Source organism: Oceanobacillus indicireducens (assembly GCF_014647195.1).
Classification (GTDB): domain Bacteria; phylum Bacillota; class Bacilli; order Bacillales; family Amphibacillaceae; genus Oceanobacillus; species Oceanobacillus indicireducens.
This window is the reverse complement of sequence record NZ_BMOS01000010.1, coordinates 30993-48752: the sequence shown is the minus strand read 5'-3', so window position 1 is coordinate 48752 and position 17760 is coordinate 30993. Positions and strand designations below refer to the sequence as shown.

The 17760-nt window shown below is 41.9% G+C and carries 16 protein-coding genes; 9 read left to right on the top strand and 7 right to left on the bottom strand.

Features of this window, described 5'->3' with window-relative positions:
* Nucleotide 1: 1 nt before the first annotated feature.
* The 4 genes from IEX94_RS08695 to pdxR form a co-directional block, all read right to left on the bottom strand.
* Entirely contained in the window at nt 2–1276 is a 1275-nt protein-coding gene (locus IEX94_RS08695; RefSeq protein WP_188856854.1) for a glycosyltransferase family 2 protein, read from the bottom strand.
* A gap of 133 nt (nt 1277–1409) precedes the next feature.
* On the bottom strand, nt 1410–2771 hold the full coding sequence (locus tag IEX94_RS08690) for a PQQ-binding-like beta-propeller repeat protein (RefSeq protein WP_188856853.1): 1362 nt from the start codon (nt 2769–2771) through the stop codon (nt 1410–1412).
* Nucleotides 2772–2949: 178 nt separating this feature from the next.
* Nucleotides 2950–3102 carry a hypothetical protein gene (locus tag IEX94_RS08685; protein ID WP_188856852.1) on the bottom strand — a complete coding sequence of 51 codons (153 nt, stop codon included), beginning with the start codon at nt 3100–3102 and terminating at the stop codon, nt 2950–2952.
* 381 nt (nt 3103–3483) lie between these two features.
* Nucleotides 3484–4884 carry a MocR-like pyridoxine biosynthesis transcription factor PdxR gene (gene pdxR, locus IEX94_RS08680; RefSeq protein ID WP_188856851.1) on the bottom strand — a complete coding sequence of 467 codons (1401 nt, stop codon included), beginning with the start codon at nt 4882–4884 and terminating at the stop codon, nt 3484–3486.
* A gap of 115 nt (nt 4885–4999) precedes the next feature.
* Here pdxR and pdxS point away from each other — a divergent pair, with 115 nt between their 5' ends.
* The 3 genes from pdxS to IEX94_RS08660 all read left to right on the top strand — a co-directional run bounded on the left by pdxS (nt 5000) and on the right by IEX94_RS08660 (nt 8064).
* The gene (gene pdxS / locus IEX94_RS08675) at nt 5000–5884 is read left to right on the top strand and encodes a pyridoxal 5'-phosphate synthase lyase subunit PdxS (RefSeq protein WP_255454389.1); all 885 of its coding nucleotides are present in this window, start codon (nt 5000–5002) and stop codon (nt 5882–5884) included.
* Between the two features lie 415 nt (nt 5885–6299).
* Entirely contained in the window at nt 6300–7349 is a 1050-nt protein-coding gene (locus IEX94_RS08670; protein WP_188856850.1) for a C45 family autoproteolytic acyltransferase/hydrolase, read from the top strand.
* 184 nt (nt 7350–7533) lie between these two features.
* Nucleotides 7534–8064, top strand: a complete 531-nt coding sequence (locus IEX94_RS08660; RefSeq protein WP_229782633.1) for a VanZ family protein — start codon at nt 7534–7536, stop codon at nt 8062–8064.
* Between the two features lie 68 nt (nt 8065–8132).
* Here IEX94_RS08660 and IEX94_RS08655 read toward each other — a convergent pair whose 3' ends face one another.
* Nucleotides 8133–9011: a LysR family transcriptional regulator gene (locus tag IEX94_RS08655; RefSeq protein ID WP_188856848.1), complete on the bottom strand. Its 879-nt coding sequence runs from the start codon at nt 9009–9011 to the stop codon at nt 8133–8135.
* A 139-nt stretch (nt 9012–9150) separates the two neighbouring features.
* Here IEX94_RS08655 and IEX94_RS08650 point away from each other — a divergent pair, with 139 nt between their 5' ends.
* Nucleotides 9151–10122 (top strand): DMT family transporter, encoded by a 972-nt coding sequence (locus IEX94_RS08650; RefSeq protein ID WP_188856847.1) that lies wholly within the window; start codon nt 9151–9153, stop codon nt 10120–10122.
* A gap of 199 nt (nt 10123–10321) precedes the next feature.
* Nucleotides 10322–11239 carry a chemotaxis protein gene (locus IEX94_RS08645; RefSeq protein WP_188856846.1) on the top strand — a complete coding sequence of 306 codons (918 nt, stop codon included), beginning with the start codon at nt 10322–10324 and terminating at the stop codon, nt 11237–11239.
* 67 nt (nt 11240–11306) lie between these two features.
* Here IEX94_RS08645 and IEX94_RS08640 read toward each other — a convergent pair whose 3' ends face one another.
* Nucleotides 11307–12695 carry an FAD-binding oxidoreductase gene (locus IEX94_RS08640; RefSeq protein ID WP_188856922.1) on the bottom strand — a complete coding sequence of 463 codons (1389 nt, stop codon included), beginning with the start codon at nt 12693–12695 and terminating at the stop codon, nt 11307–11309.
* Nucleotides 12692–13705: an MBL fold metallo-hydrolase gene (locus IEX94_RS08635; protein ID WP_229782646.1), complete on the bottom strand. Its 1014-nt coding sequence runs from the start codon at nt 13703–13705 to the stop codon at nt 12692–12694. Before IEX94_RS08635 ends, IEX94_RS08640 begins: the two co-directional genes overlap by 4 nt.
* 345 nt (nt 13706–14050) lie before the next feature.
* Between IEX94_RS08635 and sfsA the strand changes: the two genes are divergently transcribed.
* From sfsA to IEX94_RS08615, 4 genes are all read left to right on the top strand, one after another.
* Nucleotides 14051–14734 carry a DNA/RNA nuclease SfsA gene (gene sfsA / locus IEX94_RS08630; protein WP_188856844.1) on the top strand — a complete coding sequence of 228 codons (684 nt, stop codon included), beginning with the start codon at nt 14051–14053 and terminating at the stop codon, nt 14732–14734.
* A 97-nt stretch (nt 14735–14831) separates the two neighbouring features.
* A complete protein-coding gene (locus tag IEX94_RS08625) occupies nt 14832–15131 on the top strand; it encodes an AbrB/MazE/SpoVT family DNA-binding domain-containing protein (RefSeq protein ID WP_156857953.1) in 300 nt (99 codons plus the stop codon).
* Between the two features lie 50 nt (nt 15132–15181).
* Nucleotides 15182–16681 carry an amidase gene (locus IEX94_RS08620; RefSeq protein WP_188856843.1) on the top strand — a complete coding sequence of 500 codons (1500 nt, stop codon included), beginning with the start codon at nt 15182–15184 and terminating at the stop codon, nt 16679–16681.
* 406 nt (nt 16682–17087) lie between these two features.
* A partial coding sequence (locus IEX94_RS08615) for an AAA family ATPase (RefSeq protein WP_229782632.1) occupies nt 17088–17760 on the top strand: 673 nt, incomplete at its 3' end.

The window sequence follows — 17760 nt, the reverse complement described above, 5'->3', positions numbered from 1 at the left end:
TTTATAAGTAATTTAAAAATTCATACCACTGCTTCTTGTTTTTTCGTGTAATACTTTCCTTATGTTCCCTAATATTATAAACGGTGAAATTTTCATATTGCAAACGATACGTTGTGATTAAACGGTTTAGCACACTTACATCTTCAAACAACCTGCCATTTTTAAAAGGAACAATGGGAAACCCGCCGATTGCTTTTAATGAAGCCGTCCGGTAGATTCGTGGACCAAGCGGGAAGTGATAAGACAGTAAATCCTTTCTTTCATGAACCGGTCTTCCTGTCGTTATACTTTTGAACAGAATATTCCCTTCTCGCTGCTTCCAACGTCTGAAATTACCATATAAGACAGCAACATCTTCAGGTAGATGAGGGAGATGACTTTTGATTACAGAAACAGCATCCGCGTCAAGCCAGTCGTCTGCATCGAGCTCTAAAATAAAATCAGAAGTAACATAAGGCAGTAAATCATTGAGTGCCTTTGCTTTTCCCGCATTCTCCTTGGTGAATAATTGGATTACGGGCTCATGTCGCCAGTTTTGTATGTGTTTATAGGAGTCATCCGTTGAACCATCATCGATGATGCAAATTTGTTCTGGCCTTTCGGTTTGGAAAAGACATGATGTTATTGCGGCTTCCACATAGTTTTCCATATTATAGTTTGCCATGAGAATGGTGAGGCTTGGGTGTTCCGTAGAGGTTTTCTTGTAGTGATATTTTTCAAGCAGTTGGAGCTTTTCGATCCGGTCGCGTGTTGTACTTTCTGTTGCCCGCTTTATTAGGTCTTTTTTGTCTACTACCACTGCATCATCCATAGTGGAAAGCCATGCAGAAAAGAGTGCATCTTTGAAAGGGAGCTGATGATCCAGTAGAAAGGGATGATTCTGTAAATATGCTGTCCGGACGAGGAGGGGGAAGGGCAGCGAAATATGCTTTAGGGAGTAGTTATGCTGCATGACCGCCTGGGAGGAGTTCAACTGGAGTGCTTCATTTGTGATTTTAGGAGAAAGATACTCGGACTGTTTTAGAAAAAGGATGTATTCACTTTTTTGTTGTGCTATTACTTCATTTAGAAGCTTTCCAAATCCATTTGGTTGGTAGGTGTGAACAACTGGATTTGGGAGCATGCTTTGCTTCTTAGGCATGGGAAGGTGAATATCTTTTTCTTGCAGGATTGTGACGGAATGTAGCTGGGAATTAATGTTATAAAGTGAGGTTAATGCTCGGTGAAGATGCGCGGAACTCGGATAGTCCATTAGAATAGCACTAATTGCTTTCATATGGATTCCTCCATTCTTGTTATCCATTATATATATGAAGATGGTCAATTTTTATAACTGGAAAAAGGCAGAGCTGTATTTGGTCATAAACCCAAAAACAACTCTGCCTAAATTTAGGTTCGTACTAGAAAACTTACTGAATGTCGCGAATGTAAGCAGTGGATGTGTCACCTTCATTGTAGTATATCATGACCTTTCCAGTCGCTTCGTCAAGAAATGGTCCGGCTGCCGCATCACTTCCAAGATGATAGTGTTCTAGTACTTCTCCAGTTGCTGCGTCAAGTACACTGAATAGGTTTTTTGAATCCGTGCTTGCGCTACCTAATGCCTCGGTGTATATGTAGATATAATCATCCGAATAAGCGCTGTACATATAATAACTGAAATCATCATTCGTATCTTGATCGTCAATTGTTCCGTAAGCATCAGTCCAAAGATGGTCATATGAGCTTGCGTCATAGGCTAAAATACCGTTCTCTACTTTAACAAAGAAGCGATTATTGATTAAATCAAGTGTAACATTATTTTCATCATAGACGTGGTCAATAGGGGCGGCCTCTGTCAGTTCTTCCTGCCTTCCATCTTCTTCATGGAAAGAAATGATTTGAATTTCCCCATCACCGTAGTCTGAAACATTCATTAGACCATAAAACATATCGCCATCCGTTGCGACATCATAGAAGAAACCTTCATCTTCGTAAATGAGTTCTCCTGTTTCCTGGGAGTACACTTCAAGGATTTCCCAACTGGAGAAGACGATATTATTATCTGTCAGAGAAAACTGTGGAAACCAACTACTGCTAATTCCATCGTCATTTTCCCAAAGAATTTCGTTCGTCTCAAGGTCAATTGCATAAATACGCTCATCCGTTCCGACAAAAAGAGTGTCCCCATTTTTTGCAATGGTGTTGAATCCTTCTTCAGGCAGGATTTCTCTAATTTCCCTTGACTCCATATCTAATTCTAATAAGGCGTTTTCCCTGTCAAATTCGTTATCACCAATTGGGAGAGAACTTATAAAATAATATTTTTCATCAAGTATTTCGGTATAGCTGTTGTTTGAATGGGTAATTCTACCTTTTTCCGCATCACTTTCCAACGACTCAATCGAAGTTGTTAAGCCTCCCCATGTCCCTTCTAAATAATCCATATAGAGACTAGTATCATTATCTTCCATGATAAGGAGACCGTTACTGGCGATGGAATGATAGTAGTTATTTGGAGACGGGCCCTCCTCAATCATTACGGCTTCAAAATCCCCATCTGTAATAGCTGTTGCTTCCAGATTTTCTAACGCAGTGAAAGCAGCTTCCCCGGTAGTAACGCTCTTATTACTTTCATCGTTTCCTGTATCTTCTTCTACGTCAGCCGTGTCTGGATCATCCGGTTCAGATTTCTCTGCTTCATTCGTATCATCATCCCCGCATGCGCTTAGTAAAAGGAGAATAAATAAAAGCATAAGTGGATAAGTAAGTATTTTTATTTTCTTTAGCATGCAAGCACCCTTTCTCTGGATAAACTCGTTTTAATAATACGACAATTTAGGCGAGTCTGAAAGGTGCTTAGTGCTTAAATATATGGAAGGGATAGGTAGTTAACTAGGGAAAAAGAGGTGTCAGCGAGGAGTATGTATGATGAACCAATTCAGGTAAAATTCGTGCTCATTCAAGCATTTATTTTCGGACGGTACGAATGACAATTTCCTTACCGTATTTTCGGCGGACCGCTCTTCTTGCTTCGATTTGTGTTCTGGCGTAAACGGGGATACTTTTTGTTTCATTATCTTTCTCAATTGTTACGCGAAAACATTTTTCACCGCATCGCATGGTGGAATCCTCCTTCATTTATATTGCTTCTTACTTCTATTGTACCGATAAGGGGTGGGGGTGTGAAGGGAATGGTTTTCAAGTAAAACAGAAAACGTGACAGTTCGTAGTGTTTTCGAATGTCACGTTTATACATTAGCAAGTGAGTTAATATTTTTATTTTACTTTTGAATACTGATTACTTGATTTTTTCATCTCTCGCTTCAAAAATGATCCGCATCATCAAGTTATCAAGTTCTTCAATAGTAAATCCTTGTTTTCCAGCTAATCCATCCCAACGGCATTCAGATTGTCACGTGGATACAACATTTGCTTTCGACGTTTGTACGATTCTTTGTCCATAAAGCAATCCCTCCTCGCTATATATTGGTAAACAAGGGCTTATTTCTGAGTTTCCCAGCAACCCATCAACAACTGAATCGCTTCCTCCAATTCTGTCTCGGGTATGCTCGCAAATCCGAGCAAAATAATCGGTTCCGCACCGAACTGCTCTTCCATCACATAAAAGGAAAGCGGGTATATTTTTAAATCTGCTTGATAAGCTTTTTCAACGAGTGTTGCTTCCGACATTCCGTTTTTTATTTTCAAAACAACATGAAAGCCGGATAAGTCCCCGATTACCTCAACGAAATCTTGATACGATGCAAGTGTTTCTAAGGTCAATTCCATTTTCCGCCGGTACACATTTCGCATCCGGTTAAGATGTCTTTCAAAATCGCCTTCTTTCATAAATTGTGCGAGGATATGCTGGTCAATACGAGAGACCGAGCATTGGAAATAAGATAGCTTTTTCCTGTGAAATTTCATTAAGTGCTTCGGGAGCACCATATAGCTGATTCGAATGGACGGAATCAGGGATTTGGAAAAGGTGCCAAGATAGACGACCTTTTCATTCTGATCAAGACTTTGCAGGGATGGAATCGATTTACCGGTATAGCGGAATTCACTGTCATAATCATCTTCAATAATATAGCGGTCATCCTTCTCCGTTGCCCAGTTCAGCAATTTAATCCTGCGGTTGGCTGAAAGTACGGAACCAAAAGGGAATTGCCGGGACGGGGTGACGTACATAATATCAATTGGTGTTCGCTCGAGTTCACCAATTTTTACCCCATCGTTATCGACCTGCAAAGGATACACTTTATTCGGATAGTGCTTGAGCATTCGAGACATGACATGATAACCAGGATCTTCCACGCCATAAGTAGTCTTACTCCCCATAAGCAGGATAAATTGTTGCAGTAGTATCTCAATTCCAGCGCCGAGAATGATGTCGTCGGGAGAGCATTGTACCCCGCGGGCTTGATAAATATAAGTCGCGATTTCCTCTCTTAAATGAAGCTCTCCCTGCGGATCTCCCATGAGAAGTAATTCTTGATTGTCCTTCGTTATAATATCTTTCGCGTACTTCCGCCATTTGGCAAAGGGAAAATGCTCGGTATCGATCCAGCTCGGATGGAAGTCATAACGGATTTGTTTCTTTTCGATTTGGTATTCCTGAATGGTTCGTGCTGGCTGTACATATTCGAGGTCTTCCGAGGCGAGGACGAAATAGCCTTTTCTTGGTTTTGCCTCAATATAACCTTCCGCGACTAATTGATCGTAAGCTTGTTCAATCGTGTTCTGACTTATCTTTAAAAAATCCGCGAGCTTCCGTTTGGATGGAAGCTTCGAACCATACGTAATTCTTCCTTCCATAATTTCTTTTTTTATAAAATTATATAATTGTTCATAGAGCGGGATCTCACTTTCTCGCTCTAAATGACAAGTTAACATATTCATTTAGGGACCTCCTTACAATCTGACCCTGTCAAAAGTTAATAATCTGGTTCTTTTAATGGTGTCACTATACTCTTATAATAAACTAAAATTCTAATAAATCAAAGGAGTGGTCCATTTGGCAATTCAAGGACTGACAAAACATGCAGAAGTATTGGAGAAGATTAAAACAGGCGGGGTCATCATGGACGTCGTTAATGCGGAGCAGGCAAAAATCGCGGAAGAAAGCGGTGCGATTGCGGTCATGGCATTAGAGCGTGTGCCTTCAGACATACGAAAAGCAGGCGGAGTAGCTCGGATGGCAGACCCACGCATTGTCGAAGAAGTAATCCAGGCTGTAAATATTCCGGTAATGGCAAAAGCTCGAATCGGTCATATTGTAGAAGCTCGTGTGCTAGAAGGACTTGGAGCAGATTTCATCGATGAAAGTGAGGTGCTCACACCTGCAGATGAAGAATTCCATTTGCTGAAAAGTGATTTTACCGTACCATTTGTTTGTGGTGCAAGAGATTTAGGTGAAGCTGCTCGCCGAATCGGGGAAGGTGCCTTAATGATTCGTACGAAAGGTGAACCTGGAACTGGAAACATTGTAGAAGCTGTCCGTCATATGCGCCAAGTTCAAGCACAGGTGCGAAAAGTTTCTGTGATGAGCGATGATGAATTAATGACCGAGGCAAAACTTCTTGGTGCCCCTTATGAAATTTTAAAACAAATTAAAGAAGCGGGTAGATTACCGGTATCCAACTATGCAGCAGGAGGAGTTGCAACTCCGTCAGACGCCGCATTAATGATGGAGCTTGGTGCAGATGGTGTATTTGTCGGTTCAGGAATTTTCAAATCGGAAAACCCAGAGAAATTCGCCAAAGCAATCGTCCAAGCAACAGCAAATTACGAGGATTATGAATTAATCGGCCAACTGTCCAAAGAATTAGGCACCGCCATGAAAGGAATCGACATTTCCACACTAGGCGAACACGAAAGAATGCAAGAACGCGGCAAGTAATCGAAGTGGGACACGGGGGTCAGAGGAAGTGGGACACGGGGGTCAGAGCATTTGTCCCACTTGCGGTCTAAATAGCTTATGTATTGGGCACTGATCCGGTTGATCAGTGTCTGTTTTTTTGTTTGAGAATGATTGTTGGGTAATGATGAGAGTTGTTAGTGCCAGCCACTACTTTTTACGGCTTTGTTAAAGCACAGAAATGACCTGTCAATGCCCGTCTCGGCAAAATACTAGCGCTCTAGGTTACTGACAACTCTGATCAAAATCCATTTTCATGTGAAGTCAGGTGACTGGACTCTATAGCTCCCGCCCTAGCGTAATCTTAACGTTCCAGGTCACAGACCAAGCGTATCAATATCCCGTGGCTGACCCGGAAGCCCTTTTCAAGTACAATGGTAATAGAGGAGGGAAACGATTGAAGCGGATTTATAGTGATGTGGTGCAGTTTCGTGGTTCGCATTATGATTATGGCTTCATGCTCGGTGAACAAATCAAAGATTCCTTGATCATGAAAAACCGGGAGCGGATCTGGAAAGTGCGCCAGCCAAGGTTTACAGCAAAGGAACAAGAAACGAAAGAGATGCTTACAAAATATGCACCTGGAATTTGGGAAGAACTTGAGGGGTTGAAAGATGCATTGCAACACCCGATGTCTATCATTTTGCGAGATTTTTCCGGCTACCGCTTGCCCATTGAAAAAAGCGGCTGTTCCATCGTGACCGGGAAAAACTTTATGGTGCGAAATTATGATTTCCATCCAAAAACATATGAGGGCAGATATCATATTTACGAGCCGACTGATACAGGATACGCAACAATCGGACCTGCCCAGAGAATAACCGGTCGGATGGATGGCATGAATGAGAAAGGTCTTGTAATGGGATATAATGCAATTAATCGGAAAAAGCCCGGCGCAGGATTTGTTTGCTGGATGATCGGCCGGATGCTTCTTGAGACTTGTGCTACAGTCGAAGAAACGCTTGATTTTCTAAAAGAAATCCCGCACCGACATAGTTTCAGCTATATCGTACTAGACCCAAATGAAGAAACATTCATCATTGAAACAAGTCCCCGAGGTGTGGCAGTTCGGAGCGCGCAGAGCTGTACGAACCATTTTGAAATCCTGAAAGAAGAGAACCGTCAGCATTTAGTTGATTCTGAAGCCCGGTTGGAAAAAATATCAGAAAAAGAAGTTCTTGGTAGTGTAGCGGAAGCCTTCCATTTTATGAATGATCCGGAGCAAGGTGTATTTTCCAAACAATATAAAAGCTGGGCCGGAACAATTCATACGTCTGCGTATTTACCAAAAGAAAAACAAGCGTGGCTTGCGCTTGGAGAAAATCGGGAACCAACTATATTTGATTTCTCTCGCTGGCTTCGGGGAGAAAATATAGCAACATCGAAAGTTTACGGAGCGGTTGATACAGACATCGGATTTGCCCATATGGATGATGGACTTAGATAAAGTGAAACTTCATCTAGTGGGGGACCCTTCCCCCCCACTGAATGTTAGTTGAACAGAATCAGGTATTTACGGACTGCAAGTCCCACACCTGGTAGTAGATTTAGGGAGAGTAGTTTTAATGGTGGAGCAGGGTATAGTGTTTATCTCCGTACGATGCTTCTTACAATGGAAAAGGTGGTAGCAGATGGAGCGGCTTAATGTGGAAAAGATCAAAAGGCGTCAACGGGTAATAACTATTAGTCTTCTAGTTATCTACCTGCTTGCATTAACTTGGATTATCTTGTTTAAAATGGCTTTATCTTCTTATGAATTGCCTTACATGAGAAATATTAATATAGTACCTTTTGCAGATTTGACGATTATTAATAATCAAATTGATTTTGATGAGATTATTTTAAACATCATTATTTTTATACCTTTTGGAATTTATTTGAGCATGTTGAAGCCAAATTGGTCGTTTTTGAAAAAAATTGCACCAATAGCGAGTGTAAGTTTGTTGTTTGAAGTATTTCAATTCGTATTTGCCATTGGTGCATCTGATATCACAGATTTTATAGGTAATACATTAGGTGGAATGGTAGGCATTGGGGTTTACTTTATACTCTGCAAAATATTTAAAGAGAAACAGAAAATAAATAAAGTCTTAAATGTCTTAGGTATAATTGGTACAGTTTGCGTTATAGGATTATTAGGACTACTAATTATAGTCAATTAAAATAGTTAAAGAAGGTAGTAAGATTTTAAAGTAGGTAAATATAATGACTAGCAAAACTGTCTTTCGTATTAATATTTAAGCGAATGAATCTCCATATCTTTATTCGTTTCAATTGTTTCAATAAACTTCTGCAATGTATTTGTAAGGAATGTATCTTCTCTCCGAATGAACATTGTTTTCACTTTACTATATGCATCCGGTAAAGAATAACAGGAGATCAGCCCACTTTCTTCTAAATGACTTACGGATGATCTCGGAACAAAGGCAATCCCCAGTCCGACGACAACACTACGGAGGATCGTCTCCAATGTACCGAACTCCATAATTTTCTTCGGATGAATATTCTCATCCTCATACCAAGACTCCAGACGGGCCCGGTATCCACATCCTTTTGAAAAACAAAGAACCGGCTCTTCCTGGATTGCATCGGTCAAATCCGCTTGGTGGTGGGCGATGAGTACAAGTTCCTCTTCAATCACTTCATGCGCCACAATTTCTGGAGAGAAATTCCCCGCCGTCACAAAGGCACCGTCCAACTGGTGGTCCAATACTTGTTTTTCCAAATGGTCGGTCACTCCGGAATATAGCGACAAATTGACATTTTTGTACTTTTTAACGAAAGAAGCAAGGATATTCGGCAGTTGAAAGACTGTTTCGATTGTGCCAATTTCGAGTCTCCCGGCAGGTTCTTCTTTACTTTGCACTGCTTTTTTCATTTCCTTGGCGAGCAACGTAATGTCCTCACTATATGTCAAAAGCTTTTTTCCTTCCGGTGTCAGAGTCATGCCGCGATGGTGGCGATTAAATAAAGGTGTGTTCAATTCTTCTTCCAATTTCTGAATCCGAGATGTGATATTGGATTGGACGTAGCGAAGTTCTTTCGCTGCAGCTGTAATCGTCCCTTTCTTCGCCACAACTTGGAATATTTCCAGATCCTTTAATTCCATGGCTTTCCCCCTCAATCTTATAGCAACTCAATGGTATCACTTAAAGTGATGGATGTCATCATTTTAATTCGTTTTACAAGATACCTACAGTATTAGACAATCGTAATAGAATAGATAAAGAGAGGGGAAAAGGGCAGTAATGAGAAAGAGTTTGTGGTTTGGAGCGATTCTTTGTTTTATCGCCGCGGCTTCCTGGGGTGCGATGTTCCCAGTTGCTCATTCGGCGTTTCAACATATCGATCCATTTTATTTTACGATTATTCGTTATGTAGGTGTAAGCGTCATTTTAGTGGCGTTTTTATTATGGAAAGAAGGGAAGCAGGCTTTCCGTTTGGAAGGAAATGGAAAGCAACTATGGTTTTTCGGTACAATGGCATTTACCATTTATAATTTGCTGATCTTCTGGGGAGAAGACTTATTAGGGGAGTCTGGAATCATGGTTGCTTCGGTCATGGAAGCATTAATGCCGATGATCTCCATCGTGATCGTCTCCTTGCTATATAAAAGCTTACCGAAAAGTCTTACTTTAGGATTCGTCGTTCTTGCTTTTGTCGGGGCGGTATTGGTTATTACAAAGGGAGATATCCAATCATTCCTCGGCGCAACGAGCAATATGTTTCCATCCTTGTTAATATTAATTGCAGTGATTGGCTGGGTTGTCTATACGATGGGGGGACCGCGGTTTGCTGGTTGGTCTGCATTACGCTATTCCACGTTAAGTTGTTTGCTAGGGACAGGAACTGCGGTAGTTATCGTTGCTATCTTAACATTTACCGGCTATGTTTCAGTTCCAACGGTTGAGACGCTCGTTGTGACAAGTCCACATTTGGCATTTATGACAATTTTCCCCGGAGTTATTGCACTTGTAGGCTGGAACGTCGGGGTAACGATCTTGTCACCGATTAATGCGCTATTATTCATTAACTTTGTACCAATCACAACACTGACCATTTCATTTATCCAAGGCACTAGCCTGACAGCGTATGATTATATCGGTACATTGTTCATCATCGTCTCCTTACTCGGCAATAACCTTTATTTAAGAATGACCGAGCGGAAAAAGCAAATGAGAGAAAGCGCCAATTCACGTCTCGCGGAACATACATCGTAATGAATCAGATTTCTGGAAAAAGCTATTTCCATCAGGTGGGGGAGCTGCATATTATGAAAAAAATTCTAGAATTTACCATGTCACAGCGATGGGATTTTGATATATAAAATGCTTCATGTCAATATCGATTGAAAATATGGTGGTAACACCGTAAAATATAGTGTAAAATATCTCACGTATTGGAGATAGGAGAATCGGTATGACAAAAAGTATAAACAATGGAATTTTATTAGAAAGCGGAACGAATGAACTGGAAATTATCCTTTTCGAATTAGGGGATGAAACCTTTGCGATTAATGTGCTGAAAACGCGGGAAATCATCACTCCTATTCCGATTACAAGCATTCCGAAAGCTCCTGACTATGTAGAAGGTGTCATCCACTTGAGGGGAGAAATCATACCTGTAGTCAAGCTTTCAGACATTGTAAATAAAGAGGATTCGATAAATCCAGAGCAAGATCATTTTATTATCGCCGAACTAAACCAGATCAAGATTGCCTTTCGGGTGCATAAAGTGAAGCGTATCAACCGGATTTCCTGGGAGCAAATTGAGAAGCCAAGCGAACTCGCCACAGGCAACCAACCGTATGCGACAGGCTTGATTAAACTTCATGATGACACGCTCGCGGTCTTCCTTGATATTGAGAAAATCGTCGTCGAAATTAATCCGGAATTAGGCGGGAATGTGGACAGTATTAAGGCGTTAGGGCCGAGGGAACGCACGATGAAAAAAATCATTCTCGCAGAAGACTCAGGTGTATTGCGGGCATTGCTTAAAGATACATTGGAAAAATCCGGCTATGATAATGTGACAGTTTTTCAAAACGGGAAGGAAGCTTGGGAGTATTTGGAAGTACTTGCGAAGGATCAAACGGTCGATCCCGAAGAAATCGTGCAGCTTGTACTGACAGATATTGAAATGCCCCAGATGGACGGGCATCATCTGACCCACCGGATTAAGCAAAATAATCGTCTGAAAGGTATCCCGGTCATTATTTTCTCCTCCCTGATCACGGATGATTTATATCATAAGGGGGAAAAGGTCGGAGCAAGTGCACAAGTGAGTAAACCGCAGCTTGTCGACCTTGTGAAAGAAATCGATAAATATATCTTATAGGTTAGAGAAAAGTAAAACGCATCACAACGGTTCAAGGGTTTGAGCCGCTGCGATGCGTTTCTTTCGCTTAATCGATATCTACAATCTTCATTGGATTTAAGATGTTATTCGGGTCTAATGTCTTCTTAATCTGCTTCATTATTTCAAGAGAAGCACCATGTTCTTGCTCTTGGTATGGCTTTTTCCCAATCCCGACACCATGTTCACCCGTACAAGTTCCACCGCGTTCCAGCGCATAGAGAACAATGTTTTTGTTGAATTCTTTTGCCTTCCTGATCTCCTCTTCGTTATCCAAATCAATCATTAGTATGGAATGGAAATTTCCGTCCCCTACGTGCCCAACAATTCCGCCCGGTATCCCTAATTTATCAACTTCCTGTCGTGCATAAATTGCAGCATTCGCTAGTTCCGAAATCGGTACGGCTACATCGGTGAGCATCATTTTTTTACCTGGATAATCATGAGCAAAGGCATAGGCCAAGTTATGACGGGCTTCCCATAAGTGATTGCGGGCTGCTGTATCCGATTCAGAAATAAACTCCTGACAGCCCTGATCTTCCATAATTTCTTTTGCAAAGGCGAGGTCTGCCTTGAGACCTTCTGCATTTCCATGGAACTCAAGGAAAAGTGTCGGGACTGCCGGGTAATCTGTATCACTGAATTTATTTAATTGAACGATCGATGCTTCATCGACAAATTCTACCCGTGCAATCGGAATACCAGCTTGTAAAATTGATGTTACAGCCTGGAAAGCATCGGAGAGATCCGGGAATACCGCGCGGGCTGCTACAATATGCTCAGGAATTCCGTATACTTGCAATGTTAATTCCGTGAAACAGCCGAGTGTACCTTCCGACCCGACGAAAAGTCCGTTCAGATGATAGCCGGAAGATGATTTCGTTGCTAAGCTTCCTGTATGGATAATGCTGCCATCTGCAAGAACAACTTCCATATCTCTCACTTGGTCTCGCATCACACCATACTTAACAGAAGTTGTACCACTTGCATTCGTTGCAGCCATACCTCCAAGTGTTGCGTTTGCTCCTGGATCGACGGTGAAGAACAATCCGTGTTTTTTCAGTTCTTTATTGAGCTGTTCCCTCGTCACACCAGGCTGGACCTTCACGAGCAAGTCTTCAGCTTTAATTTCTAAGATTTTATTCATTAAAGAGAAGTCAATTGTGATTCCGTTTTTGTACGGAATGATATGACCTTCTAGGCTGGACCCGACTCCAAAAGGGGTGACAGGTGTATTAAACTTTTGGGCAACTTTAATAATGTGGGCAACGTCTGCTGTTGATTTCGGATAGACGACAACGTCCGGTAGACTCTCTGCAAGATATGTTTCGTCGCGACCATGTAATTCTCTTACGGTTTTATTCGTTGTTACCTGATCTTCTGTTAAGTTTTCTTTTAAATGTTGTAATAGTTGTTCCAATGTGTAGACTCCTTTCATTGCCATTTACCGTAGTGTTTTTGGGACAAATTCTCTGACCCCGTGTCCCAGTGCCAGATTCCGTTTTTTTCTTTTTTGGTTAGTTGGCCTTTTGTTTCGAGGTAGTCGAGGAAGCTTAGCGTGTCGGACATGAGCGTGAAGAAGATATCTTCGTATTTGTTTGGGTGCCGTTTTTTCACGATTTCCCTTCCGGTTGTAATGCCTGCTTCGATGATGGACTTGATGCTTTTTGCTTTTGCTTCAATCGCATCAAGCCTTCTCTTTGCTAGTTTAGCAGGTTCATAGATGACCTTCCCATGTCCAGAAAGGGCAGTTTCCGGATTGAGCTCGATAATTTTTTCAAGCGAAGCTACGTGTTGCGTAAGGGCAGGGATTCGGGTCCCATCCAGTGCTGGTTCGACAAAGGCGTTACTCCTTAAATGATCGATTAATAAATCCCCGATGAAGATAATACTTTCTTCTGGTAAATAAAACGCAACTTGATCCGGCGCATGTCCGGGGATTTCAATCACTTCAAAGTCGAATAGTGTACTTGATTCAATTGCTTTCACATTCCAGTTTAAAGCTGTTTTCGGATTGTTCATTTGCCGCTTGTATCTAGCCTTTACCTGTTCTGCTCCGAATTCTCCAGTATTTAATTTATTCAGTAAATCAGCGAAGAATGTATAGTTTTTATATAAAAATTCCGGGTCTCCTTTTATCTTCGGTAGTGCGTAGGGGTGGATATAGACCGGAGTATCGTATTCTTTAGAAATCCGGTGAACAAGCCCCACGTGGTCGAAGTGATGATGCGTTAATAAAATTGCCGTCAAATCACGGAACCGGATGCCGTTTGCTTGCATGGATTGCTGTAAGTATTCCCAGTAGGTATCTTTATCAAGGCCAGCATCGATTAAAAACGTCCGGTCATTTTTTTGAAGTAAATAAAAGTTAATGCTCTTTAACGTATTAGGTGCTGGCACTTCCAGCGGAATAATTTTCGTATTTGTTTTTTCAATCGTATAGGTCATCAAGATGGATTCCTCCATTCTCCCAGTTGAGTTGTCAGAGTTTTACAGAAAATATATAGTACTATCATAAGCGGAAAGATTGCTAAATACAAATACTTACTCCATAAAGTGAAACTTCATTCAGTGGGGATCCCTTCTCCCCACTGAATGTTAGTTGAACAGAATCAGGGATTTACGAACTGTTATCCCCACCCCTCACATAATGGGCTTCCCTCATGTTTAGAAGTGGGGGTATTACAGACCGTTAATACGTGATGAAAATTTCTCTAATGAGCAGAACATGATATGCTAAAATGAGGAATTAGAAATATTTTATAGGAACCCAAGTGGATTGGATGTGTAGAGATGAAGTACGGGAAGGTCGTGGAAGGAATTTTTGCGAAGAAGTTAAACCGCTTTGTCGCTGAAGTTTATATTAATGGGGAACTTGAAAAAGTCCATATAAAAAATACAGGTCGTTTAACAGAAATTTTAAAGCCTGGTGTTCCGCTTTCTTTAGAAACTTCAGATAATCCAAATCGGAAAACCCGCTTTTCCATCATTGCAGCACGTAAGGAAGAACGCTGGGTTAACATTGATTCACAGATTCCGAACAAGCTTGTTTATGATGCACTTGCCGCGGGAAAAATAAAAGAGTTTCATGGAATAAGAGATTTGAAACGTGAGGCGCGTTTCGGAAACAGTCGGTTTGATCTTTTTTATTACCGGGATGAGCGCGGTGGTTTTATCGAAGTGAAAGGTGTCACGTTAGAACAAGACGGGCTTGCAATGTTTCCTGATGCTCCGACAACAAGAGGAACGAAGCATGTGGAAACACTTATTCAAGCAGTGCAAGAAGGCTATGAGGCGACGGTTCTTTTTGTCATCCAGATGAAAGGCTGTCATTCATTTACGTCACATCGCGTCATGGACCCCCATTTTCACGAGGCTTTACAAGAGGCGGAACGTCTAGGTGTAAGCATTCTTGCTTATGATAGTCATGTAACAGCATCCACGATTCAACTCGATCGTCTACTTCCCATTGTATAATCCATTTACAGATTTCTTTTCCTGTGCGTTCTATTGGAATGAGTGAGTTTTTTCATATTGGTATAGCAGGAATCCAAGAAGCATAGGAGTGAACAGTATGATTTTCCTGAAAAAAGTGAGAGCATCCGATAAATCGGGTATTATTAATCTGCCTAAAAAAGAACGGACAAAATTCGGTTTTGAACCGGGTACATTACTTGAGATCCATCTAAAAGGAAAGGAAATTTGGATTTACCATTCAGGCCTCGATGACAAGAAAAATCAGCGGTATGTCTCAACGAAAGGTTCGATTACAATCCCTGCCGAGTTTAGAAGACTATTAGGCATCACGGAACCAACACCCCTTTCTCTTTATGTCGACATAGAGAAAGAGGCTTTTATATTGAAAAAAGACTAGATTACGATATAGTGAAGTTGCAATGCCAAATTTTTACTTGAGGTGATGAAGTGAAAACAGAAGAATATGTACACTATGACGCAGTAGGCTTAGCTGAACTATTAGAAAGAAAAGAAGTGTCACCGAAAGAATTAACTGAAATAGCACTGAATCGCTTGGAGGAAGTCCAACCAGACTTGAATCTAGCAACAAGTATCCGGAAAGACAAAGCATTAACAGAAGCAGAAGAGATAGAAGTAGGGAAGGCGCCCTTTGCCGGTGTGCCAACGATGCTTAAAAACGTATCCCAATCACTTCCCGGGGAAATTTTAAGCTCCGGCTCGAAACTGCTTGCAAATTATGTTGCTGAAGTAGAATCTCATTTTGTAAGAAAACTAAGAGAAGCAGGGTTTGTATTTTTAGGGCATACGAATACACCCGAATTTGCTTTAAAAAATATTACCGAACCAAAATTATATGGGCCAACCCGTAACCCGTGGAATCCCGAGTATTCACCGGGTGGTTCCAGCGGGGGAGCGGCAGCCGCAATTGCTTCCGGCGTGGTACCTGTTGCCGGTGCGAGTGACGGTGGGGGATCGATTCGTATCCCGGCGTCTTTCTCTGGATTATTTGGTCTGAAGCCGACAAGAGGAAGAATGCCAGTTGGTCCCGGTGCAGGGCGTGACTGGCAAGGTGCATCGATTAACTTTATGCTGACGAAAACCGTGCGTGACGCAGCAGCGATGATGGATCAGTTGCAGACGTTCCAACCAGAAGCGGCTTTCCATGCACCTGTTTTTGTAGATCATTATTTGGACAGTTTGAAGGGCGGTCAGAAAAAGCCGCTCCGAGTTGCATTTACCACCGAGTCTCCAGTTGGCACACCGGTGTCAGACGATGCGAAGAATGCCGTCATGAAAGTCGTGAATTGGCTTGAGTCGGAAGGGCATGAGGTGGATGAACGCACGAATGGTGTAGATGGCATACAATTGATGAAGGATTACTACATCATGAATAGCGGTGAAATGAATATGACCGTGCAAGGTTTGGAGCAGGCACTCGGTCGAGAGTTGACGGAAGATGATATCGAGCTTGAGGGTTGGATGATGCATGTTGCCGGAAAATCCATCTCCGGAGCAGACTTCTCCGCAAGTCTTGCTTCCTGGGATACAGCAGCTGCTCAGATGGCGACACTGCATGAAACGTATGATTTCTATATTACTCCTGCGACAGCGGATATCGCTCCGAAAATTGGACAGCTTGAAGTGACAGGGGAGAAGAAAGAGGCGTTCCTGCGCGATATTCATAAAGGAACGAAAGACGAACAACAGCAGCTTGTTTACGATATGTTCCTGCCGAGCTTGACCTATACGCCATTTGGCATGCTTGCTAACTTGACGGGTCAGCCGGCGATGTCCTTGCCTGTTTACTTATCGGAAGAAGGATTGCCGCTTGGTGTTCAAGTGATTGCTTCGAAGGGTGAGGAGCATCGCTTGCTGAAGCTTGCTTCCGAGCTCGAGCAGACGGATCACTGGATTGGATTGAAAGGGAATCCATATTTTGTAAAATAAATGATGAAAGCAGTGGACGATGTGATGGTTCACTGCTTTTTTGTTTTTTACATCTATGAAGGTGGACGAGTATGCTTGTTTGGATGCTTATCGCTTCTCTAATCGCTTGAATGCCCGGATTTTGCGCACTTTCGCTTGAATAAGGCTGATTTAATCGCTCAAATGCCACCGATTCTCGCTACTTTGCTAGAATACCGATGATCTAATCTCGCAAATTCTAACATCCTAACCTCACCCTGTAGCCTACATTCTTTTGCGTCCCCTGAACTATAATAAATCCAGCTATCTTCCTTTTACATCACTACTCTTTTTTTGTATAGTGATGGTATAATTACTAATAATCTGTTACATACTAAATGCTAGAACAATAGCTTGATATATAGAAGTTGAGAGAGGGTTGGATAAGATGGCAGAAGTGATCGTTTATAATGAAAAGATTAATCCAGTCATTCAGAATATGAACCAGGTAATTATTGGGAAAGAGGAAGTTATTACCCTCAGCCTAGTTGCTTTACTTGCGAAGGGGCATGTCCTACTAGAGGATGTTCCAGGTGTTGGGAAAACGATGCTCGTCCGGACATTAGCGAAATCATTAGATTGTGATTTTAAACGGATTCAATTCACCCCGGACTTACTTCCGTCCGATGTTACTGGAATTTCCATATATAATCCGAAAGAAATGGAGTTTGAATTCCGGGGTGGTCCGATTTTAGGGAATATTATTTTAGCGGATGAGATTAACCGCACCTCTCCGAAAACCCAGTCCGCACTTCTTGAGGCGATGGAAGAGCAAAGTGTCAGTGTTGACGGCCGCACGATTACACTAAACCAACCATTCTTTGTCATGGCAACCCAGAACCCGATTGAGTATGAAGGGACTTATCCACTGCCAGAAGCGCAGTTGGACCGGTTTATTTTAAAGTTAAAAATGGGCTATCCGGCCTTTGCCGAAGAAATTGACCTGTTGGAGAAAACCTCGTTAAAGCACCCGATTGAAACCATTCAAGCCGTCATGTCCAATGCAGAACTAACGATGATTCAAGCTGAAGTGGATGATGTGTATGTCGACCGCTCGATCC